Raw genomic sequence first — 20,146 nt, 5'->3', positions numbered from 1 at the left:
ATCGTGCCCAGCTTACTAACCAATCAACCGCTCGAACCGGCTGATCGCAAACGTTCGTCAACCAGAACCGCATGACAGCAATATACGCAATCGCCATGCTCTCGATCGCAGCCATCGCTGCTTGTATTGCTGCGCTGAGGATTGGCTACATGCCGTTTGTGATTACGACATCGTTCGTTGGGGCAGTCTTCGGTGCTCTCGTGGTTTCAATGAGCCTGCGGCTTTGGCTCCAAGGCCCTTGGTACGCTTACACAGTGCTTGGAATCCTCGGTGGTCTGCTCGGGCTCGGTATAGGGCGATATGTTCCGTCTTACCTCGTTGATCCTCCGACGAATTTCATGAGCAACTTCGAGTACAACCGGCTCTACGCTTGGCACCTGTTTTTTTATCGATTGCTACTGGCATTCGCGGTTTTCGGTGGCGGTGCGATTGGATTTGCTGCTAGCTTGTTACCTAACGCGGTTGACGAACCAAGCGATGCACGCAAGTCGCCGGTCAGCCGCTATTTTGAATCATAGTTTTTTGGCGGCGACTGCGTGATCGCCAGCGTTCCCGCTGTCAGAACCGACATGCGGCGATTGACATACTGGTCATGCTGCCATGCTGAAGGTCAACGCGTGTTGGTTGATCGATTGTTGATTTGAAATGGCTCGCTTCGAAGATCACTGCGATCGACGGAGCTGGCTGGCGAGTTCTGGACTTAACCGCAGATTTCGCAGATTCACGCAGATGACATTCAACCAAAATCTGCGACCATCTGCGCCATCTGCGGTTCACTTGGTTTGTCGAAAGACTGGCAAGCCTGTATGCTGGTTCAGTCAGGCCCATACAACTAGCGATGGGCAAAACCTTGTTTGCCGCATCAATTGCACTCCGACTATACTCCAAGCCGAATTGCCGGGTGCCGAAAAACAGCGGGAACAAAGCGATGCAACCGAGTTCTCGATCGTCCCCAGCTTACTATTTGATCAACCGCTCGAACCGGCTGATCGCAAACGTTCGTCCTTTTGAGATCAGTGCCTTCAATGAGCTTGATGCGGAAGAAGCGGTTTTGGATCGCACTGTCAATAGTTTGTGTTGTTACCTCGTGGTTTGCGACTCTGCCATTCCAAAGGGACTATCGACGAACTACTTTTTTAAGATCACAAGTCACAGCCATACCGTTAGGAACTGAAGCTGAAGAGATTACTGCAATTCTCGGACAACCGGATGTCTTTGGGCCACACCCTGACTCATCCGAAATTTGGGTATACTGCTCAAAATTCGATTGGGACGGAGTTCGCTCGAGATGGAATAATCAGCCGTTTCTTGAATATTGGCAGACGCGCCTAAACGGTGAGATTGACGAACAGCATGACGCGGTCATCGAATTGAGACTCCGTGACGGCGTACTCGAAAGTATCGAAAACTCGGTGCCGGAGAATCTAATTGGTTACTACCCGACGCTCGCTTTGTAGTTAAAACTTGCCAGAATGACATCGGACGAACCAAGCGTTGGACCGAAGCCGCGGTGGTTTGCGTTTTGCCAGCTGAGAATCGTGCGCCGCGGCATCGGTCAACGCGGTCGTTCCCGATGTCAAATACTTGATGCGTAAACTAATGTGCGCTGGGCTCTCCACCGACCTTGTGTCGGTGGGAGCACGACTTTTTGGCTAGCACTCTAGCCGAAGAAGTCATCGGTCCACCGAGCAAGCTCGGTGGGGCCGTAGAGGCGCTGGCCGCGAATGGAATGCCTGACAAACCGCGAATGTCTTACTGCCATACTGAATCGTTGATGGACGATGAATCTTTTCTTTGAGGCGACTGGCTTCGAGATCCAGTGCGATCTGTCAAATGGAATAACGGATTCAGCCAGACCGATGAAACTGGCGTGATGCAAAACTTAGTTGCCGCTTCAATGGCATACTGGCTATACTCCAAGCTGAGGTGCCGGGTTCAGATAAAACATCGGGAACCAAGCGTTGGACCGCAGCCGCGTTGGCTGCCGCTTTCTCAATGGTTAAACAATCGACGCGGCGACGGTCAACGCGAGCGTTCCCGATGTCAGATGCTCGCAATACTTTATGCATCAACTAATGCTTGCTCTTGTTCGTACCGGCAGTTGCGCTGTCGGCCTGCCGGTGCCTTACGGCGACCGGCAGAGGTTCTATCGGCCCTTCAGGCCTGGACACTGAGTTGGCTTGACTCCAACGCTCCGAGCATTGAAAGTTAGCTGCGCAGACTGTTGGTCTGGAACCGAAGGAGTAAACGCTCATCAGCGAACGTCCAGGCCTGAAGGGCCGGTAGAATCTCTGCCGGTCGCCGTCAGGCACCGGCACGCGCGATCGGCGAAGGTTGTTGGCAAGTTCAAGACATGCTGCCGAACGGACAATCGATAAACCGTGGTGGTATTCCTCTGTGTTCTCTGTGCCTCTGTGGTTCAATCAGCCTTGGCCGATGCAGATGTTGCGGCTCCAATTGTCGACCGGCTATACTGCAAGCTGGATTGCCTGGGTGCCAAAACATCGGGAACCAGGCAATGCACCGGAGCCGCCGGTCATCTCCAACTTACTAACGAAATCATCCCGGCGGCCGCGGTGATTGCGAACCGTTATCCCGCAAGAACAAACCATGAGTGACAAGAATGACATCGACGCTTTGCTACAGGCACTGCCGTCGAGCTCTGTCGCTGAACAATTGGTCGCATGGGCCAACGCAACGCGCAATCAGATCGCTCGTGGCGACATGATGCTCGGTATCCTAACAATCGATGAGGTGGCCAAGGTTCCGACGGCTTACGCAACTGCCGCTCAATATGGAAATAAGAACGCTTGGGTAACTCTCGCTTGGTGGCACGCTTATCCCGACTTCGGCGAACCGGATCTCGAATCTGCCGAACATGCGATTGGCTCTGCGATTGATGCAAACGTCGAAAACACGAAACTTGAACTGGCCAAAATTCGTTGGTTCTTCAAACGCGACACTGCAAGCGAGCCCGAAAAGCAACAGGCATTTCAATTCGTTTCGGATATCGTCACGTCCGATCCCGACAACGCTGATGCGATTTATATTCTCGCATTGCTCACAACTCACGGCTTTGGTGTTGCTGCCTCGCCAGAATCAGGATTTGAGTTACAGCAACGCCCGGCTGATCTCGGCAACACTGACGCAATGTTTGAAATATATGCACACTACGCAAACGGTCTCGGTGTTCCGGTCGACGAAGAACTGGCATACAATGCGTGTAGACGCGCCGCGGATGCTGGGCATTCACGGGCTATGTATAATCTTGGTGCCTGCAGCGCTACCGGACGCGGAACGCCCAAAAACATGACCGAAGCAATCAAATGGTATGAAAAGGCCGCAGATGCTGGCAATCCATCTGCAATGGCTGGCCTTGCCATGATTTTTGCAACTGGTGATGGCGTTGAACCGGATCGCGAGTATGCCCAAGAAATGTTCGATCAGGCAGACTATTGTGGCCTTGATGTCAGTCACCTTCGAGAACAAGTGGGGCTCTGACACAGAAGGCGGGATAACCATCCAATGCACCCGAGCGGCGAAGTCGGGCGTTTTCAAATGGACAATCTATCGTCGCCGCCGGGTGATTGGTAACGTTCATCGAGTTAAACTGAGTCCACTGGAATGGAAGACTCCAATCCCTACGTAGCGCCTTTAAAGTCTGCTCGAATACATCCATCTCGCGGGAAGAAATTTGGACATGCGCTGATGGTTGCTGGATTGATGCTCCTTGGAATTGCGGCGTACATATTCATCTTTTCTGAGAGGTTCACTTTTTATACGCCCTATTCGTCGACGACAAACTGGATCCTCTCACTGCCAAATGGCATGGACTACTCGATCGGTGCACTTGCTGGTTTTTCTGCGACCCTTGCCTGCTTTTTGGTTGGATCAATCCTCGTCTTGATCTCTACCGTCATGAAACTCCGCGCAACGCCGAATCAAAAAGACGTCGATGCACCCTGACTGAATCGCGCATCGCTGATGTTCACATCGATCAACCTCCAGAATACAATCGATGAACCATCGGATGCACCTCAGCCGCGAACGGTGCTTTGTCAATGTGGTCATCCAATCCCTCGCGGCGGGGTGATCCGGGCCGTTCTGTCGCTAACTTGCAACCGACATTGCCATGCCACACGATGTTGCTTCCTATGATGATGAACAGCAGCTTACGGCGTATGTCTGGCACAACTATTGCCATCTGCTCACACCGCTCGAAGCATTAACCGACAAGACGCTGCTCGCGGAATCAAAAGCAGAGCATACAAGCGAACAGATGGCTACATTGCTTCGACAACGTTGGAACGCGAAGAACAACCCAAATGTGTTTGCTGCGCTTGCGGATGGATCGGATGCATTCCGACGGCGCGTTCGGGAACGAATTGTGAAGGAATTAGCATTACAAATTGTCATCAATCGATGTCCACAATGTTCGCGATTGGTGGCGACTCCCAAAGCACGGCAGTGCTTGTGGTGTGGACATGACTGGCATTGACTCGTGTCGCCGACATTGTCGTACAATGGGAAGGACATAAACGGCGCGACAGAACAAAGCCGTGAACCGGAGCACGCGATCCGGCGTTTAGAAATGGAAGCCGTACTGGCGCGTGCCCGGTTACGGCAGGTCGTTACGCCAAAGAACTTGAAGACGCGAAATGACGCCGAGTGAGTTGCGAATCCAGTTCCTCGAATTTTGCGGTCCTGAGACTTTTCGCAAGTTTGCTCGCTCACTGTTCAAACTATCCGATGAACCGTTGAGATTCGATCGTCTTCGCTACTGGCAGGAATTGCTGTGGGACAAGTTTCTTCAACGATGTCCAGATGCGTTCCAAGATGTGAATGAAATTGGCTCGTGTCTCCATTGGTGTGATCTACACGACTCACCTCTTATCGCAGGACCGGGACACCAACCCATTGATCTACGACGATCTGAAGCCTTCGACCTTGCACGCAAAACCCTTTTCCCCCACGGACATGGCTGGGTGGGGCATCATTGCCCTAAATGCCGAACCGCATGCATCGATTGGATCGAAGTACACCCGACCGAATGTCGCATGCTTCAGTATCGAATTCATGACGCCAATTGGGTTACAATACACAAAGGCGAATCTGAGTTTCAGAAGATGTGTCGTGATGCATACATACCGTGGGATGAGATTCGCCTAGGTGATGAAATTTGGGCGGTCGATTATGGACGAGAATCAACCGGGATTGCACTGGTGCGGAACGGCCAGATTGTTCCGATTATCGACTAAGGCTGAAGCCGGGAATGGCGTAACCAAGAAATGCACGCAAGCCGCCGAAAGCGTGCCAGTTCAATGGTCAATCATGCGCGGCGGCTGCGTGATTTCAGACGTTCCCAGTCGCACTTCGCAGAGTCCTTCACGTGCAAGATAACGCGTAGAGCGCCAGGTAAGACTCATGACAGAAAAGAATCCATACGCTGCAGACGACGCGTCTTCATCATTACCGGGCAAGCACAATCGGTTGAATAATTTCCTTGTGTTGAATGCAAGCTTGTTCAGCGTGCCGATGATGTTGGTACCAGCCCTTTGGGTATTGCTTGAGTTGAACGGCGTTCATCTCAGTGGCAGCTCCGGATCGGTGGGACTTGTTACCGTCCTAATCTCAGTTTGCTACGTTGCAATTCCGAATCTGGTCATGGTCATAATGCGAAGAAGTGAAATCCGCCTTAGTACCAAACAACCCAAAATCAGATAGCGCTCAATCAGTCCGCTCTCAATTGATCATCGAACCGTCCTCGCAGAGTACGACTTTGTAACAGATTCAGTCGTGAACCTGCTATACTCGAGACGTTGCCTGGCACTGGGAACAAAGCGTTGGACCACAGCCGCGTTGGCTGCCGCTTTATTAATGGTCAATCAATCGACGCGGCGATGGTCAACGCCAGCGTTCTGTTGTAAAACGGACGAGATCAAACTTAGGCTCTGATCGAGACATGTTACAAATCGCTCGTTTACGACTGATCCAAGGATTCGCGTTAATCGCTGCACTTTTTTCGCTCGGTCTATACTTAGTACGTCCTGATGTGGAACGGTACTTAGAACAGAATTTGCCAGGCCATCACATGCCTGATGCGTTTCGTGGGCTTAACGGCATACTGGCTATCTTCATGTTGTTTGTTACCGCAACACTTCTGCTTGCAATGAGGATCGAAACAAAACGCCAGTACGTGCTGTTGATTCCTCTGTTGTTCGGACCTACTGCTTGTTTTGTAGGTTGGTTTTTGACGGAGAATTTCAACGATCCCAACTGGTTCCTTTTGCTTGCACCGGCCACAATTGGTATGCTAGTGTCTTGTGCGGTTACGTTCGTACTGCTAGTCGCGACCAGGAAAACAACAGAACAATCCATTGGACACGAAGCCCTCGATCGGCCGTTTTGACTTGCGTTGAGTCAACTCCTCGGGCTCGGTCAATGGGGTCGTTCTGGTCCTCAGGTTACGTAAATGACTCGCTCTGGTGAAACCCGAATTGCCTCAATCGAAGCATGGTTTCGCGCGAATGAAGACGGCGAATTCTGCGAGTATCCCGCCGATCACAAGTCGACCCTGACCGGAGAGCACTCGAACGCGCGGACCATCATCTATACAACGAAAGGCCATTGCATCCCGCGAATACGCGGTCTAATCCTAGAGTCACCGGTCGCTATCATTGGACGCTACGGACTTCCATTCAGCAAAGATCTAGCACTACTCTACCCAAATGCGACATCCATCAATCGAATATTCATAGGCGATGCCGATCCCCCGGATCTTTTGATCTATTCGTGGCTGCGAGAGCATGTGCCAATACTTTGGTATGGCGTAAACGACGATTTTTTGAAACGGAAAAACCATCCAACTCTTGGTGGTATTCATATTCCTTTGTCCGACAGTGAGCGCGAGACGGTACAAAAGCTATCTCAACTGTGTCCCGACTTTCGAGAACTCTTGGGCCATTACTGTTCGACATTGCTCGAGGACGGATTCAAAATTGAGCTTGAGGGTGCCATAATGGAGCGCAGCTCTTGGTCTTAACATGCAACGGACCAGAACCAAGAAATGCACGCAAGTCGCCGAACGCGTGCTGTGGCAATGGTGAATCATGCGCGGCGACTGCGTGATTTCGGTCGTTCTGTCGCTGAATAATCCAAAATGGCAGATCCGCTCGAAACGATCCAACGCTTCGTCGATGGCACGCTACCACCGGCCGATTTTCGCGACGCGCTGTACGCTGACGAGTCATTTGAGACGCTGCTGTCGAAAGACCCGGATTTTCCTTCAACGCACTACGTAAGACAGGATGGCGGCACATATTACTTCCTGATCGCTCAAAACTACGATGATCCTGGGGGTGTGCTGAATGCGCATGGTGCCCTATGCGACTACATGGATCGCAACGGAATCGCGTACTCAAAATCGAACAAATACTCGGACTTCTATAACCTCATACTTGAGGCGGCACCGAATTGGCTCGCCCCTGATCACAAATTTGTTGCCGATCGCATAATGCCGGATGCCGACGGCCGAGCAGGCGGCGAGCTTCGTGAATGGTTGTCTCAAAGGCTACTGGAACGCTTCAGATGTGCTGACAGACCGCCACAATGGATTCAATCGCCGGCATGGCCGGTAAATGAAAACGGACCGCTTGTGTTTCTTGGCCAAATGGACATTAATAATTACTTCCACGATATTGCAACTGCCTATGTATTCCACGACCCCGTGAGCGGGGAATGCGAGACGATCATCCAAGTCTACTAACGACGCGACAGAACAAGGCGGTGAACGGGAGCCGCCGATGACGCGGGTCTTGAAATCATCTTTTTGGGCGGCGGCCCCGTTACCGCCGCCGTTCTGCCATGAAGATGATGACACCACGCAAACCAATCGAGGTCGCGAGACTCATCGCCTCAGGCAGATGGAAGTCAACGCACATCGTCTCGTTTCGATCGCAGTTCGGCGACAACGCATTGCTAGATGTATTGCTTTGCCCCTTCGAACTGGATTGCTCCACCGAAACATTGACACATTACGATTGTCAACAATCAGCGGGTACCTTTCTTCTCGAAATGATGCCGCAATGTGAACGCCCTCTTGAACAGACTATTCGTCGATCTTTGCCTCTTTGGAATCTGAGCGTCGAACAATGGCCTTTCTACCTTTGTCGAAAATTCGGAATTGATGCCGTCGCTCGTGCTATCGATCACATTGCAGAGACCGAGCGCCTAGACGATACAGACCAACGCGCAATCCAGACCCTTCGATACTGGCTGCAAGCCAAACGTGATATGATACTTGGAACGGTACTGCCCGAATAAAGGCAGAACAAAAAAATGCACGCGAATTGCGGTTCACGCGTTTCCTGATGGTAAGTCACTTGGCCGCAACCGCGTGATTTTAGACGTTCCCGATGTCAGATGCTCGCAATACTTTATGCATCAATTAATGCTTGCTCTTGTTCGTCTGCCTGCCGGTGCCTTACGGCGACCGGCAGAGGTTCTGTCGGCCTTTCAGGCCTGGACACTGAGTTGGCTTGACTCCAACGCTCCGAGCATTGAAACTTAGCTGCGCAGACTGTCGGTCTGGAACCGAAGGAGTAAACGCTCATCAGCGAACGTCCAGGCCTGGAGGGCCGGTAGAATCTCTGCCGGTCGCCGTCAGGCACCGGCACGTGCGATCGGCAAAGGTGGTTGGCTAGTTCGAGACATCCTGCCGAACGGACAATCGATAGACCGTGGTGGTATTCCTCTGTGTCCTCTGTGTTCTCTGTGCCTCTGTGGTTCAATAGGTTTTGGCTGATGCAGACAAGCCTATGAAACTGGCAAAGCGGCCAAGCGAAGTTGCGGCTTCAATTGTCGCCCGGCTATGCTGACGAGGGATGGCAGTGGAATCACCTATCACTGCTTCGAGATGGCTTGTTTCGAAGATTACTACGATCAGCCAAAATGGCTGGCAGGTTCATGATAGGCGCCGCCAAGCTCGTTGACCGAATCATTGATTTCTACCACGAAGTGCACGAAGAGCACGAAGGACTGAATCGGAAACTTCGTGCTCTTCGTGATCTTCGTGGTTCAAAATCTTAATCGTTGAAACTGGCGATCGGCAAAACCAGTTGTGGCTTCGACTGCAGACCGGCTATACTCCGAGCCGCGTTGCCGGGTTCAAAAAACATCGGGAACTAAGAATTGCACCACAGCCCGCGACCGTGCTTTGCTTGATGGTTGATCAAACGCGCGGGCGTGGTGAATTCCAACGTTCGTCCTTTTGAGATCAGTGCCTTCAATGAGCTTGATGCGGAAGAAGCGGTTTTGGATCGCACTGTCAATAGTTTGTGTTGTTACCTCGTGGTTTGCGACTCTGCCATTCCAAAGGGACTATCGACGAACTACTTTTTTAAGATCACAAGTCACAGCCATACCGTTAGGAACTGAAGCTGAAGAGATTACTGCAATTCTCGGACAACCGGATGTCTTTGGGCCACACCCTGACTCATCCGAAATTTGGGTATACTGCTCAAAATTCGATTGGGACGGAGTTCGCTCGAGATGGAATAATCAGCCGTTTCTTGAATATTGGCAGACGCGCCTAAACGGTGAGATTGACGAACAGCATGACGCGGTCATCGAATTGAGACTCCGTGACGGCGTACTCGAAAGTATCGAAAACTCGGTGCCGGAGAATCTAATTGGTTACTACCCGACGCTCGCTTTGTAGTTAAAACTTGCCAGAATGACATCGGACGAACCAAGCGTTGGACCGAAGCCGCGGTGGTTTGCGTTTTGCCAGCTGAGAATCGTGCGCCGCGGCATCGGTCAACGCGGTCGTTACCCGACCAATCAAAGAGGACGTAGACTTCAATCAACAGTTCGATTTTCTTTATCGCTCACTTCGCCAACGCCTGACGTATTTCACTACTGTTGAGAGCTGTGGGCATTGGAACACGTTAGTACTTGATGACCTGCGTGCCGACGTTGAATTTAACCGAAACGCTAGCGAGCTTCATGAATCGATCGTAGACCGGGTCTTTGTGCCGCACAGACCTACAACTGATGGGCTTGGAATCCTGAACGTGAAGATCGACTTCGAAAAATCCATTTGCATCGACTTTCAACTATGGTTTTTCGTCGAGCGCGGAGGACGGCTTGGTCACTCAGCTTCCCCATCACGATTTTCCGTCACGCGATCCGCTGATGACCAGCGAGTATATCACGCTTCAATTGGTTGCGGGCTACGTGACAGTGCTGGGCGATTTTGGTACCCTCGCGAGGATTCCGAATATGGTAGATTCGACGCAGCACCCGATCGCGATGACGGATGGGCATACTTTTTCGCCAAGACTTTTGGTGATGGTACACTATCGAACTGGATGAAAACACGAGAAATCGGGTAACAAAGGGTTGCAGACGAAGCCCTCGATAAGCCATTTTGACTTGCGTTGAGTCAATCGCTCGGGCTCGCTGAACCCTGGCGTTCCCGATGTCAGAACCGACATGCCGCGATTGACATACCTGGCATACCGCGAACGTCATGCTGCCATGCTGAACATGAATGCTTGTTGGACGGCTACTCTTTTCTTTGAGGTGATGCGCTTCGAAGATTACTGCGATCGGCAGAGCGGATTCGCAGGGCCATGAATGACATGCCGCAGACCTGGCGATCGGCAAACGTCGTTAGCAGTTCCGTCATGCCTCATAAAACTGGCGATCGGCAAAACTTAGTTGCGGCTCCGACTGCAGACCGGCTATACTCCAGTCCGTGTTGCCGGGTTCAAAAAACATCGGGAACAATGCGGTGAACCGAAGCCGCCGATCACGCGTTTACTTACATCAAAATCAAACCCGGCGGCTGCGGTTACCGCCGTCGTTCCCGCTGTCAAATACTTGATCCGTAAACTAATGTGCGCTTGGCTCTCCACCGACCTTGTGTCGGTGGGAGCACGACTTTCTGGCTAGCACTCTAGCCGAAGAAGTCACCGGTCCACCGAGCAAGCTCGGTGGGGCCGCAGGGACACCGGACGTGCTTCCATGCTGAAGACAAATGCGTCTTGGATCATCAGAAGCTGCATTGGGGTGATTTACTTCGGAGATTACTGCGAATCGGACAGCACGGAATCGGTGGGTGCTAGAAAAGACACGCAGCGAGAACAACAATCGGCAACGGCGGTTGCTCTTCTCTGTGTCTCCCTGCCTCTGTGTTTCAATCTGTCTTTCGTATTCCTGCACACTGATTAAACTGGCGATCGGCGGAACGTAGTTGCGGCTTCGATTGCATATCGGCTATACTTCAAGCCGTGTTGCTGGTGCCGAAAAACATCGGGAACAAAGCGATGCAACCGAGTTCTCGATCGTCTCCAGCTTACTATTCGCTCAACCGCTCGAACCGGCTGATCGCCAGCGTTACCCGACTGAGACCCGTAAGAGCATCGACACCAACTAAATGACTGCCCCAGCTCAAATCGCGGTATCCGTCTGTATCGTGTGGGGGATTGTTTATCTGCTACTTTGTTGGTTCATTAAGAATCGAGGACTTTTCGTTGCACTTACACTGACCGGGCTCGTAGTAACTTGGTTTGTTTGCGTGGGGACGCTGAACCTGTATTTCGATTTAACCATTGCGTGGGCTACGACGGAATCGGAGGTTGACGCTGTGGTTGGTGGCGACGGTGCCAAGCTCGTATTCACAGCCCTGTTCTTCGGACCTGCTGCTAGCGTGTTGCTTGCGTTCGTGGGAACTATGGTACACTTCCTCCAACGTGTTGGCGTTCGGTTCCACGCCCCATCAGAAACCGATATGCTCTTGCAGAGACCGACACACTCGAAACAATCAGACAATCCTTACTGCCCGCCGCATACTCCGACTCGTGGCGGGTAACCATCGGTTGCAACGGAGCGGCGGTGGTCACCAATTTGGCAATGGCAATGTCCTGCGCCGCCGCCCGCTGAACCGTGGCGTTCCCGCTGTCAAATACTTGATCCGTAAACTAATGTGCGCTTGGCTCTCCACCGACCTTGTGTCGGTGGGAGCACGACTTTCTGGCTAGCACTCTAGCCGAAGAAGTCACCGGTCCACCGAGCAAGCTCGGTGGGGCCGCAGGGACACCGGACGTGCTTCCATGCTGAAGACAAATGCGTCTTGGATCATCAGAAGCTGCATTGGGGTGATTTACTTCGGAGATTACTGCGAATCGGACAGCACGGAATCGGTGGGTGCTAGAAAAGACACGCAGCGAGAACAACAATCGGCAACGGCGGTTGCTCTTCTCTGTGTCTCCGTGCCTCTGTGGTTCAATCTGTCTTTTGTATTCCTGCGCACTGATGAAACTGGCGATCGGCAAAACGTAGTTGCGGCTTCGATTGAATACCGGCTATACTTCAAGTCGTGTTGCCGGGTGCCGAAAAACATCGGGAACAAAGCGATGCAACCGAGTTCTCGATCGACCCCAGCTTACTATTTGATCAACCGCTCGAACCGGCTGATCGCAAGCGTTATTTGGCCATGAGGCGACTGCCATGAAGCGGCAAACCGAAAGCGAAGCTGAAAACATCCGATTCCGCTTCAGTTTCAACCAACTTTTGTTGGCGATCACCGTATTGGCCGTTCCCATCTCATTGATTTCGAAGTATTGGGTAAGCGTCAACAACACCGTTGACGAAAGAACCATTCCCTTTGCGAATGCTGGGCTTTGGAGGCAGTCTTATCTCGTCGTCGGGCTGCTGCTGCTTGGGATATTAGCAATCGGCTTCATCACCATACTCCTGAAACGGAGACTGTATTTGCCAGCGGTAATGTGTGCATTGACGTTGGTAGTCTGTGTGTGGCCTTTATCTCGCCAAATCGAGTCCACAATTTTGTCACCAGTGCAAGGAAATGAGATTGCAGAGATTCACAACGATGCGGCTGCAATCGTCGCCACTGCAATCGACCGATTCTATGCTCGCACCCAACGATGGCCTCGCACGTGGGCCGACTTGGACGATGATCTTTCCGGCGTCATCAGCGAGATCAACAACCGCAAGCCACAATCGACAGATCCATTTGGCTCCGGCGATCCGTTCGCTAGCGACGCAACCTCAGCGGAAGAATCGCAATCAATTTTCTCGCGATCACCCGATCTCGCGTCGGTGACACGGGAAGACCTTCACGCGTTGGTCGATGTCGATTTCGACGCTCAGCCTCTGATTCTTGCGAAACAGAATTGGATGGAGTTTTCTGGAATCGTCCCTCACAAGCCGACCTACAATACATACCGAGTTGAGTTTGGCAAACTCATCAAACGGCTTAACGAGGGGACTGGTTCACCGGAAATGGCAAACAAGCCAACCAAATAACAAAGCGATGCAACCGAGTTCTCGATCGTGCCCAGCTTACTAACCAATCAACCGCTCGAACCGGCTGATCGCAAACGTTCGCCTTTACCCAAGAGCGGTTCGTCTAAATGCATTCGCTCCTAACCGATAGTTGGACCTACACTCCAGAAACTCACGACGACGTCTCCCGCCGGTATTCTGGATTTGGCTGTAAGTTGTACGATAAAATGGCCAACCTACTTCCGGACTGCTATGCTGCACTTCGATACTATCGAGCAGACTGCCATCAGACCGAGGATTCGTATGCCGTCTGCTTGATTCCCCATCCGTTTGCCATCCAGCTTGATCCTGACTGCCAGGTCATTTGCCTTTGGGACGAGAAGATTCACAATGAAATCGGCACTTGGTCGGCAGAGCCTTATCAGGAGTCGTTTGAGTTCATAGAACGCCATTTCACTTTGCAGCCGGTGATTCGGCCGCTACCATGAAAAAAAGGCGAACAATGCAATGCACACCGAGTTGGCGGCGGTGCCGGATTTCACATGGACAGTCAATCGCGCCAACCGGGTGATTGCAAACGTTCTGCCTTGCTGGCGACTGCGGTGGCTTTGGTTATAATGCCGGCTGAGGTGAACTATGACAGAGAACGCGAACAAGATTCTTGAATCCTTCGACCAACTCGATCCTGTCGAGCAGCATTCGGTCGTCGTGTCACTTCTTCGGCGCGCAGGTGAGTTGCCTTCGGTAGCTCTGACTGATAACGAACTATGCGGAATTGCGGACGATCTGTTCTCATCATTGGATGATGAAGAAAATGGCGACACCAACTCCGAAACGCGCTGAAGTCTGGCTTGTCGATCTGGGTATGGCCGCGAAGATTCGGCCATGCTTGGTTTTGAGCATCCCAGCCGATGATGAGGACGATCGGGTACTAACGACACTGATCCCGCATACAACCAGCACACGAGAGTCAAGATTCGAGATTGTGATCGCTGCCCGGTTCTTAAAGCCCGGCGCATTTGACGTTCAGAACGTGATTACGATACCAACGATCAAATTGATTCGCATGCTCGGTCAATTAACACCTGACGACATGCTGGAGATCGAAACGGGACTTAGGGTCTGGCTTGGATTGACTGGCTAGAAGGCAGAACCATCGGATGCACCTCAGCCGCGATGGGTGCTTTGTCAACATGGTCGCCCAATCCCTCGCGGCGAGGTGATCCGGGTCGTTCCCGCTGTCAAACGCTACAGACTTAACGCACGATCAGAGAGACTGCATCAGGTCCAATCCATGACAGACGAAAATGCATACGCTCCGGTTGTCGCAGACTCAAAGGTCGCGCCGCGTAAACACCGTTGGTTGTATCGATTTCTAATTCTAAACGCATGGTTGTTCGGGCTACCGATTGGGTTGGCAATCGCGGCTTTGGTAATGCTTGCAGTGAACGGCGTTCAAATCAGTGGTACGTCGGGTTTCCTTGGACTGGACACAATGCTATTCGCGGTGTCTTGCATTGCGATTCCGAATCTGATCATGGCTGTGGTGTGCCTAAATGAAAAACTTCGTGGTGTCGTTACTCAGCAAGAATAAATCTCTCGCCCAACTCAGACACAGCAAGAATCTGGCGATCAGCAGAAATCAGTTGCGGCTTCGATTGCATACGGGCTATACTCCAAGCCGTATTGTTGGGTGCTAAAGAACATCGGGAACAAAGCGTTGGACCACAGTCGCGTTGGCCGCCGCTTTTTCATTGGTCAATCGATCGACGCGACGATGGTCAACGCTACCGTTATCCGAAAAATGACTTTGCCATGAGCTTCCCAATAGCGACATTTGACACTGATGTCGACAAGAGATGGGATTCGATTTTTCGGTTCGCAGAATCAATGTATGACATTCCTCGCCCTTCCTTGGCCCATGGGCACGCTGATCTCGCTGGGGTTCCTGCGATGCCGAAGTCATTTCACAAATGGCTTGCGTTGTCGCGAAATCTGTCGACCGACGCAGGCTTTCATTTCTTTGACTTTGAACCGAAATATGACGAGACGTTTGCGCATATTGCGGTCGCCAATTTTAATCAGTACGGGCTTTGGGGAATCAATTTAGGCGAAATTGGATCAGCTGATCCGCCTGTAGATGCTTTCCAGTTTGTCAGATCCCAAAACAAATTTGTACCTCGCAAGATGTCGCGGGTGAATTCACTGACTCAATGGGTGCTTGAATTGCTTATCGATTACGGAAGTATCAACCACATTGGTGCGACTTTGAACTCACCGGCAAAATTCGTCAAAGAGCTTCAGAAGCATTCCGTTGTAACCGGGAGGATTGGGAACATATTCTTGACGGGAAGCACCGACTGGTATGCTACGGTCAGTGCTGGGGCTGGGCCCTTCGGGAGTGGAAAATGCGTCATCCTGCGCTACAAGGATACAACAGACCAAGCGAGTATCCCCCAGTTTCTGAAGGATACCGTGGGTCTTCGGTCGCAGAATTCCAGCATCAGATAACAATGGCATGAACGCGGAGCCGCCGACAGCGCGTTTTCAAATGGTGCATCAACCACGGCGGCCCGGTTATGCCAAGCGTTCGTCACTGAAACAAGATGTTCAACGTAGAGTCATTCATCGCTGACTACACACCTGCCGATCGTGATCGACTTGCGTTTGCATCCAATGGCAAAGTTGGATCCGAACTTCGTGACGAAAATCGAAATTTCCGAACTGAAATCGCGAAATCACTCATTCAATCGCCCGATACCGCTAGCGACGATTTGATCCGCGATCTCTACGATGCGGAAACATCGTATTCAAAGGCTGCGTTCGGCGTGTATCACCAATTCGTGTCTTGCCTTGCCGCACAACTTCTGGAACGCGGCGGAGAAAAAAACATCTCTCACTACTTGGCATGCGTTTTTCGCGGACAGGATGCTTACTTGTCATCGCAATGCGTTACATTAACACCAGATGCACGACTTCGAGCGATTGCGACTGTTGACGGTATAATAGATCGCGCGGGAACTGATGCCCCTCCTTACTACGCAAGGATTCGCGAAAACTTGGCTCGTACGCCAGAATCGTGACGAACCATCGGATGCACCAAAGTCGGCGAACGGTGCGTTTTCAGAATGGAGAGATCATCGCGCCGACTTGGTGATCCGTAGCGTTCGTCCTTCACAGCCGAGACCAACACTATGGCGCAATTGACCAAGAGTGGATTTGAAAGCCAAGCAGTAGTTTGGTCAGGCTGTGCACTTTCCGGCATCGCGCTTCCATGGATGAATCAAACAGCATATCTGTTTGCATTGGGCATTACACTCACTTTTTTTGGACTGGTCCAATCGTATTGGGGCAGTCTCACCGAGTTCCCGGAAAGTCCACGAACCTACTGGTACGTTATGGGTGTACTGTTGACAATGCTGATAGGCATTACAGTCCCAACGACCATTCGCGACTATTTGCCCGGACCGCTCGCGATCTTACTGCTGATGTTGATTGCCTTCGCGATTCAACTGGCGATTATCGCAATTGCCAAGAAGTGTTGGGCGAAACGGGCTTCACTGAACTAGGTCAAACCGAAAACAAAATGGACGAACCAAGTGTTGCACGCGAGTTGCCGAAATCGCGTTTACGTAATGGAAGCTCATGCGCGGCAACCGCGTGAACACTAACGTTACCCGAAGAAATGCTGACACTCGAACAATTGCACAAATTGACTCTTGATCGCGCCGCGATCGAGCGCGTACCCGAATCCGTTGCGCGCGAGTATTGTGCACTTCCTGTGGGCTTCGAAAATGGAAAACTGTCTCTGGTCCTACCAAGTGACCTCGATGAACGCACCTATGACTTTCTCATCCACGTCCTTAAGTTTGAGTTCGATTACCTAACTGCGGACCCTCTCGTACTTAGGAGTTTCGTCAATCTCTTTTACTCGGCCGTTTATTCAGATGTGAGAAACTGTTTACCGGCATTCCGATTCACCTGCCCCAAGATGTGGATCGACTTGGATGCTACATCTGATCCGTTGATACGTTACTGTGTGACTTGCCAACAGAGTGTATACTATTGTGACACAATCGAAGAGCTTAACGAGCATCGAGCAAACGGACATTGCGTGGCTTATGTCGAACGACCGACGTCCGCTGCGACACTTGGCTTACCAATGTGATGACAGATCTCGGGTAACAATCACGTGCACCGAAGTCGCGGACGGTGCTTTATGCCAGTGGTACGTCTACCGCCGCGACTCGGTGACGTGTGACGTTCGAATCGAAAGCATCTTCGACCAACGTGAATGAACTGCTGGCCTATTTCCGTCAGGCGATCGAACATCCAGAGACTGTCCCGCCGTGGAACGAGTGGTGGATTAGCAATTCGGACAAAGTCGAATCCGCATTCTCTCGCGAAGATTTTCTTCGGTTGAAATACCGTAAACTGCGAGGCGCGCGGACCATACTCGAAAATTCAGGGTGGACCCCGGCAAATTCACGTAGCCTCCGGTCGATTAATACGGGTTATTGTGATGTTTGTGGCGAACGTCTTTTTCGTATGCTGCCAGGAACCACAAACAGTGACATCGTTCAATTCGGCATAAGGGCGGGGCTTGATGGATTCGGACTACATCATGGGCTATACTGCCCCAACCATTGCACTTGGCTTCTCGTTGAGCTGCGTCGGAACGACTCGGATGGCAACGCCCTAACTGAAGGGATCGATTCGAACAATCCGATGGACCGAAGCGGTGGATCGGCCGCTTCATGATGGAAAATTTACTTGCCACCGCTCGGTCATCGGTGGCGTTATCCGACTGAAATTCAAGAAATCACATCGATACACGAATACTTCTAACGCAGCTCACTTCGACGCCCCTTCAGCTCCAACCTCAGCAAAGGTGAAACATGGCTATCAATGTTGTCGAAAACGTTAATGGAATCGCTCGCGTCAACTGGGTGGGCGTAACTGTCACTATCAGCCTGGGATGCACCTGCGCTATCATTCCAGCGATCGGGATGTGGCTTCTATTCGACGATACAAAACTCGCCGGAACCGCATTCGCCAATGGGTTCGCGATTGGTTGTGGCACTCTACCTGTGCTCGTTCTGCAACGGTTGCGACTTCCGATTGAAAAACTACCGATACGTCAATGATGCAATTCAAGAACTTGCAAATTGCAGTCATCATCTGGCGTGAACGCCAACAGCCCAGGACGGAGGATAACAAATAAAGGCTTAGATGTTGCGTCGCTAAGGGAATGCTAGTAAGGCGGGGCATAGGCTGAATAAGGTAGAGACGCTGGCAGCGCGATTTTCAGCCAACATTTAAGCCCCTGTTCGAGAAGCCCCGCGGCAGTTTGAGTTGACCGTAACCGAAGCGATTGCTTCTGGCGTGGAGTTCTTAGGGGATTGCTTTCCCGGTCAGCTACTGTGGACAAGAAGTTATGGCGTTATTGCACAGCTGACCGTTCTCAAGCGTACAGTAATCGACGCGGTTGTGGTTTCTTATAGTTAGTCGTGGTGGCAATTTTCGTCAAGTTTTCGCTTCCAATCCAAGTGTGTGCGCGCTCCTTCCACGCAGAACGATCCTGTGCGTCGTTCGAAAACCCATACAAGTTGATCGAGCAGTGTCAAAGGATCGAGGTTAGCTACTGTTGGCAATCACGCGGCGATCGGGTACGGGTCCGACATGGCACACATAAACTAGTTGACCACCGCACTGGTCACAGCGTGGCACATGTTTGGTTGAACCAACGGAGCCACCGACGGTGAGCACATAGACCATGTTCAGCGTCACAGTGACCAGCATCGCCAGCCATGTCATCGAAACTTTAGAACGCTTGTGCATGAAGCCAAAGTGCCTGACCTTCTGAAAGCCGGTGGGAAGCACATGCTGCAGAAAACGCCGGATGAACTCCTCGGCCGTAACGGTCTGTGGCCGATAGCGTCTTTGCCCACTCGGCTTGACCAAGAACGTTACCAAGCCGCTACCATCTTTCAGCACTTGCGCTTGGCTGATGCGATGGTTGCCGATGGCCACGCGAAACACGTAAGGTGCTAAGTACCTCAGCGAATCGCGGCCGTCGCCCACCGCCTGGCAGTTCACGTTCCAAGCCTTGGTCCAGACCAACGGTTCAATCTTCTCCAGCAAGTCGCAAGACTTCATGAGTTCCTTGAACTTGGCACGATAGATCTTCGAAAGCGCCAAGACTGGCACGAGGAAGTCACCGCGACTTGAAAGCCACTGGTCGCCTGAGGGACCGATGGCGCCGCCAGGTACGATGAAGTGCACATGAGGATGATAGTTAAGATCACGTCCCCAGGTGTGCAGCACACCGGTGGCTCCCATACGTCCAGAACCAAGATACTTCGGGTCTTGAGCTAACTGGATCAGCGATTGATAGGCCGCTTCGAAAATGGCCCGGTAGCACTGCCGAGGGTTCGAGCGCATGAAGGCTCGGAACTCTTCCGGCACCGTAAAAGTCATCATGAAGTAATTGCAAGGCAGCAAGCGTGCTTGCTGCTGTTCCAGCCAAGCCTTGGCTTTGAAGCCTTGGCAAGTTGGACAGTGACGATTGCCACAGGACTTAGGCACTTGATACAGCTTCGAGCACTGCGAGCATCGAAAGACAACGCTACCTGCTGCCGCCGAGCGGCAGCGAGATATTGCCTTCAATGTCTTGATCTGATCCCGCGACATTCGGTCTTGGTACTTCTTCAAGTACGCTGGTCCGAAGTGATGCAGGATGTCATTGACCGTCCAGCGCTCTGACTGTTCGCTGCTGGACGCAGCAGCGAACTGATGGATCGTTGGTGTACACATGATGAGTGTGTTTACTGTG

The 20,146-nt window shown here is 51.8% G+C and carries 22 protein-coding genes; 18 read left to right on the top strand and 4 right to left on the bottom strand.

What is annotated here, in order from left to right:
- The first annotated feature begins 71 nt into the window (after positions 1 to 71).
- Both SH573x_RS08475 and SH573x_RS08470 read left to right on the top strand, forming a co-directional pair.
- Positions 72 to 518, top strand: a complete 447-nt coding sequence (locus SH573x_RS08475) for a hypothetical protein (protein ID WP_479354147.1) — start codon at positions 72 to 74, stop codon at positions 516 to 518.
- A 211-nt stretch (positions 519 to 729) separates the two neighbouring features.
- Entirely contained in the window at positions 730 to 1,011 is a 282-nt protein-coding gene (locus SH573x_RS08470) for a hypothetical protein (protein ID WP_479354145.1), read from the top strand.
- 836 nt (positions 1,012 to 1,847) lie between these two features.
- Here SH573x_RS08470 and SH573x_RS08465 read toward each other — a convergent pair.
- Complete coding sequence (locus SH573x_RS08465; protein ID WP_479354144.1) at positions 1,848 to 2,069, bottom strand: hypothetical protein; 222 nt, start codon at positions 2,067 to 2,069, stop codon at positions 1,848 to 1,850.
- 568 nt (positions 2,070 to 2,637) lie between these two features.
- On the opposite strand from SH573x_RS08465, the gene SH573x_RS08460 reads away from it, so the two are divergent.
- The 5 genes from SH573x_RS08460 to SH573x_RS08440 all read left to right on the top strand — a co-directional run bounded on the left by SH573x_RS08460 (position 2,638) and on the right by SH573x_RS08440 (position 6,409).
- Positions 2,638 to 3,501 (top strand): tetratricopeptide repeat protein, encoded by an 864-nt coding sequence (locus SH573x_RS08460; RefSeq protein ID WP_479354142.1) that lies wholly within the window; start codon positions 2,638 to 2,640, stop codon positions 3,499 to 3,501.
- A gap of 123 nt (positions 3,502 to 3,624) precedes the next feature.
- Positions 3,625 to 3,966, top strand: coding sequence for a hypothetical protein (locus tag SH573x_RS08455; RefSeq protein WP_479354140.1), 342 nt, complete (start codon positions 3,625 to 3,627; stop codon positions 3,964 to 3,966).
- A 166-nt stretch (positions 3,967 to 4,132) separates the two neighbouring features.
- On the top strand, positions 4,133 to 4,498 hold the full coding sequence (locus SH573x_RS08450) for a hypothetical protein (protein WP_479354138.1): 366 nt from the start codon (positions 4,133 to 4,135) through the stop codon (positions 4,496 to 4,498).
- Positions 4,499 to 5,057: 559 nt separating this feature from the next.
- Positions 5,058 to 5,258: a hypothetical protein gene (locus SH573x_RS08445; RefSeq protein WP_479354137.1), complete on the top strand. Its 201-nt coding sequence runs from the start codon at positions 5,058 to 5,060 to the stop codon at positions 5,256 to 5,258.
- 704 nt (positions 5,259 to 5,962) lie between these two features.
- Positions 5,963 to 6,409, top strand: a complete 447-nt coding sequence (locus SH573x_RS08440; RefSeq protein ID WP_479354136.1) for a hypothetical protein — start codon at positions 5,963 to 5,965, stop codon at positions 6,407 to 6,409.
- A 306-nt stretch (positions 6,410 to 6,715) separates the two neighbouring features.
- Here SH573x_RS08440 and SH573x_RS08435 read toward each other — a convergent pair whose 3' ends face one another.
- Positions 6,716 to 6,883: a hypothetical protein gene (locus SH573x_RS08435; protein ID WP_479354134.1), complete on the bottom strand. Its 168-nt coding sequence runs from the start codon at positions 6,881 to 6,883 to the stop codon at positions 6,716 to 6,718.
- A gap of 276 nt (positions 6,884 to 7,159) precedes the next feature.
- Between SH573x_RS08435 and SH573x_RS08430 the strand changes: the two genes are divergently transcribed.
- The 6 genes from SH573x_RS08430 (at position 7,160) to SH573x_RS08405 (ending at position 14,455) form a co-directional block, all read left to right on the top strand.
- Entirely contained in the window at positions 7,160 to 7,765 is a 606-nt protein-coding gene (locus SH573x_RS08430) for a hypothetical protein (RefSeq protein WP_479354132.1), read from the top strand.
- Positions 7,766 to 7,863: 98 nt separating this feature from the next.
- Complete coding sequence (locus SH573x_RS08425) at positions 7,864 to 8,322, top strand: hypothetical protein (protein ID WP_479354131.1); 459 nt, start codon at positions 7,864 to 7,866, stop codon at positions 8,320 to 8,322.
- 4,191 nt (positions 8,323 to 12,513) lie between these two features.
- Positions 12,514 to 13,332, top strand: coding sequence for a hypothetical protein (locus SH573x_RS08420; RefSeq protein ID WP_479354129.1), 819 nt, complete (start codon positions 12,514 to 12,516; stop codon positions 13,330 to 13,332).
- 206 nt (positions 13,333 to 13,538) lie between these two features.
- A complete protein-coding gene (locus SH573x_RS08415) occupies positions 13,539 to 13,799 on the top strand; it encodes a hypothetical protein (protein WP_479354127.1) in 261 nt (86 codons plus the stop codon).
- A gap of 148 nt (positions 13,800 to 13,947) precedes the next feature.
- Positions 13,948 to 14,154 carry a hypothetical protein gene (locus SH573x_RS08410; protein ID WP_479354126.1) on the top strand — a complete coding sequence of 69 codons (207 nt, stop codon included), beginning with the start codon at positions 13,948 to 13,950 and terminating at the stop codon, positions 14,152 to 14,154.
- Positions 14,126 to 14,455, top strand: coding sequence for a type II toxin-antitoxin system PemK/MazF family toxin (locus tag SH573x_RS08405; protein ID WP_479354124.1), 330 nt, complete (start codon positions 14,126 to 14,128; stop codon positions 14,453 to 14,455). The genes SH573x_RS08410 and SH573x_RS08405 overlap by 29 nt, the downstream gene beginning before the upstream one ends.
- Positions 14,456 to 14,567: 112 nt before the next feature.
- Here the strand turns inward: SH573x_RS08405 and SH573x_RS08400 are convergent, their stop codons facing one another.
- A complete protein-coding gene (locus SH573x_RS08400) occupies positions 14,568 to 14,702 on the bottom strand; it encodes a hypothetical protein (RefSeq protein WP_479354122.1) in 135 nt (44 codons plus the stop codon).
- 298 nt (positions 14,703 to 15,000) lie between these two features.
- On the opposite strand from SH573x_RS08400, the gene SH573x_RS08395 reads away from it, so the two are divergent.
- The 5 genes from SH573x_RS08395 to SH573x_RS08375 all read left to right on the top strand — a co-directional run bounded on the left by SH573x_RS08395 (position 15,001) and on the right by SH573x_RS08375 (position 18,458).
- On the top strand, positions 15,001 to 15,822 hold the full coding sequence (locus SH573x_RS08395; RefSeq protein WP_479354121.1) for a hypothetical protein: 822 nt from the start codon (positions 15,001 to 15,003) through the stop codon (positions 15,820 to 15,822).
- A gap of 95 nt (positions 15,823 to 15,917) precedes the next feature.
- Entirely contained in the window at positions 15,918 to 16,394 is a 477-nt protein-coding gene (locus SH573x_RS08390; RefSeq protein ID WP_479354120.1) for a hypothetical protein, read from the top strand.
- Positions 16,395 to 16,505: 111 nt separating this feature from the next.
- Positions 16,506 to 16,880 carry a hypothetical protein gene (locus SH573x_RS08385; RefSeq protein ID WP_479354119.1) on the top strand — a complete coding sequence of 125 codons (375 nt, stop codon included), beginning with the start codon at positions 16,506 to 16,508 and terminating at the stop codon, positions 16,878 to 16,880.
- A gap of 116 nt (positions 16,881 to 16,996) precedes the next feature.
- Positions 16,997 to 17,479, top strand: a complete 483-nt coding sequence (locus SH573x_RS08380; protein WP_479354117.1) for a GspE/PulE/PilB domain-containing protein — start codon at positions 16,997 to 16,999, stop codon at positions 17,477 to 17,479.
- Between the two features lie 730 nt (positions 17,480 to 18,209).
- A complete protein-coding gene (locus tag SH573x_RS08375) occupies positions 18,210 to 18,458 on the top strand; it encodes a hypothetical protein (protein ID WP_479354115.1) in 249 nt (82 codons plus the stop codon).
- A 490-nt stretch (positions 18,459 to 18,948) separates the two neighbouring features.
- On the opposite strand, the gene SH573x_RS08370 is transcribed toward SH573x_RS08375, so the two are convergent.
- Complete coding sequence (locus SH573x_RS08370; protein ID WP_479354114.1) at positions 18,949 to 20,127, bottom strand: IS91 family transposase; 1,179 nt, start codon at positions 20,125 to 20,127, stop codon at positions 18,949 to 18,951.
- Between the last annotated feature and the right edge of the window lie 19 nt (positions 20,128 to 20,146).

This window comes from Rania fehmarnensis, assembly GCF_056494185.1.
This window is presented reverse-complemented; position numbering and strand designations above follow the sequence as displayed.

Excerpts from the sequence above, each read along its gene's own strand:
- SH573x_RS08430 (WP_479354132.1), top strand. The coding sequence starts at position 7,160 with ATGGCAGATCCGCTCGAAACGATCCAACGCTTCGTCGATGGCACGCTA.
- SH573x_RS08420 (WP_479354129.1), top strand. The coding sequence starts at position 12,514 with ATGAAGCGGCAAACCGAAAGCGAAGCTGAAAACATCCGATTCCGCTTC.
- SH573x_RS08440 (WP_479354136.1), top strand. The coding sequence starts at position 5,963 with ATGTTACAAATCGCTCGTTTACGACTGATCCAAGGATTCGCGTTAATC.
- SH573x_RS08415 (WP_479354127.1), top strand. The coding sequence starts at position 13,539 with ATGGCCAACCTACTTCCGGACTGCTATGCTGCACTTCGATACTATCGA.
- SH573x_RS08380 (WP_479354117.1), top strand. The coding sequence starts at position 16,997 with ATGCTGACACTCGAACAATTGCACAAATTGACTCTTGATCGCGCCGCG.
- SH573x_RS08400 (WP_479354122.1), bottom strand. The coding sequence starts at position 14,702 with ATGCGTTTAGAATTAGAAATCGATACAACCAACGGTGTTTACGCGGCG.
- SH573x_RS08410 (WP_479354126.1), top strand. The coding sequence starts at position 13,948 with ATGACAGAGAACGCGAACAAGATTCTTGAATCCTTCGACCAACTCGAT.
- SH573x_RS08455 (WP_479354140.1), top strand. The coding sequence starts at position 3,625 with ATGGAAGACTCCAATCCCTACGTAGCGCCTTTAAAGTCTGCTCGAATA.
- SH573x_RS08425 (WP_479354131.1), top strand. The coding sequence starts at position 7,864 with ATGAAGATGATGACACCACGCAAACCAATCGAGGTCGCGAGACTCATC.
- SH573x_RS08370 (WP_479354114.1), bottom strand. The coding sequence starts at position 20,127 with ATGTGTACACCAACGATCCATCAGTTCGCTGCTGCGTCCAGCAGCGAA.
- SH573x_RS08390 (WP_479354120.1), top strand. The coding sequence starts at position 15,918 with ATGTTCAACGTAGAGTCATTCATCGCTGACTACACACCTGCCGATCGT.
- SH573x_RS08435 (WP_479354134.1), bottom strand. The coding sequence starts at position 6,883 with ATGAATACCACCAAGAGTTGGATGGTTTTTCCGTTTCAAAAAATCGTC.
- SH573x_RS08475 (WP_479354147.1), top strand. The coding sequence starts at position 72 with ATGACAGCAATATACGCAATCGCCATGCTCTCGATCGCAGCCATCGCT.
- SH573x_RS08450 (WP_479354138.1), top strand. The coding sequence starts at position 4,133 with ATGCCACACGATGTTGCTTCCTATGATGATGAACAGCAGCTTACGGCG.
- SH573x_RS08405 (WP_479354124.1), top strand. The coding sequence starts at position 14,126 with ATGGCGACACCAACTCCGAAACGCGCTGAAGTCTGGCTTGTCGATCTG.
- SH573x_RS08385 (WP_479354119.1), top strand. The coding sequence starts at position 16,506 with ATGGCGCAATTGACCAAGAGTGGATTTGAAAGCCAAGCAGTAGTTTGG.
- SH573x_RS08465 (WP_479354144.1), bottom strand. The coding sequence starts at position 2,069 with ATGCATAAAGTATTGCGAGCATCTGACATCGGGAACGCTCGCGTTGAC.
- SH573x_RS08470 (WP_479354145.1), top strand. The coding sequence starts at position 730 with ATGACATTCAACCAAAATCTGCGACCATCTGCGCCATCTGCGGTTCAC.
- SH573x_RS08445 (WP_479354137.1), top strand. The coding sequence starts at position 5,058 with ATGCTTCAGTATCGAATTCATGACGCCAATTGGGTTACAATACACAAA.
- SH573x_RS08375 (WP_479354115.1), top strand. The coding sequence starts at position 18,210 with ATGGCTATCAATGTTGTCGAAAACGTTAATGGAATCGCTCGCGTCAAC.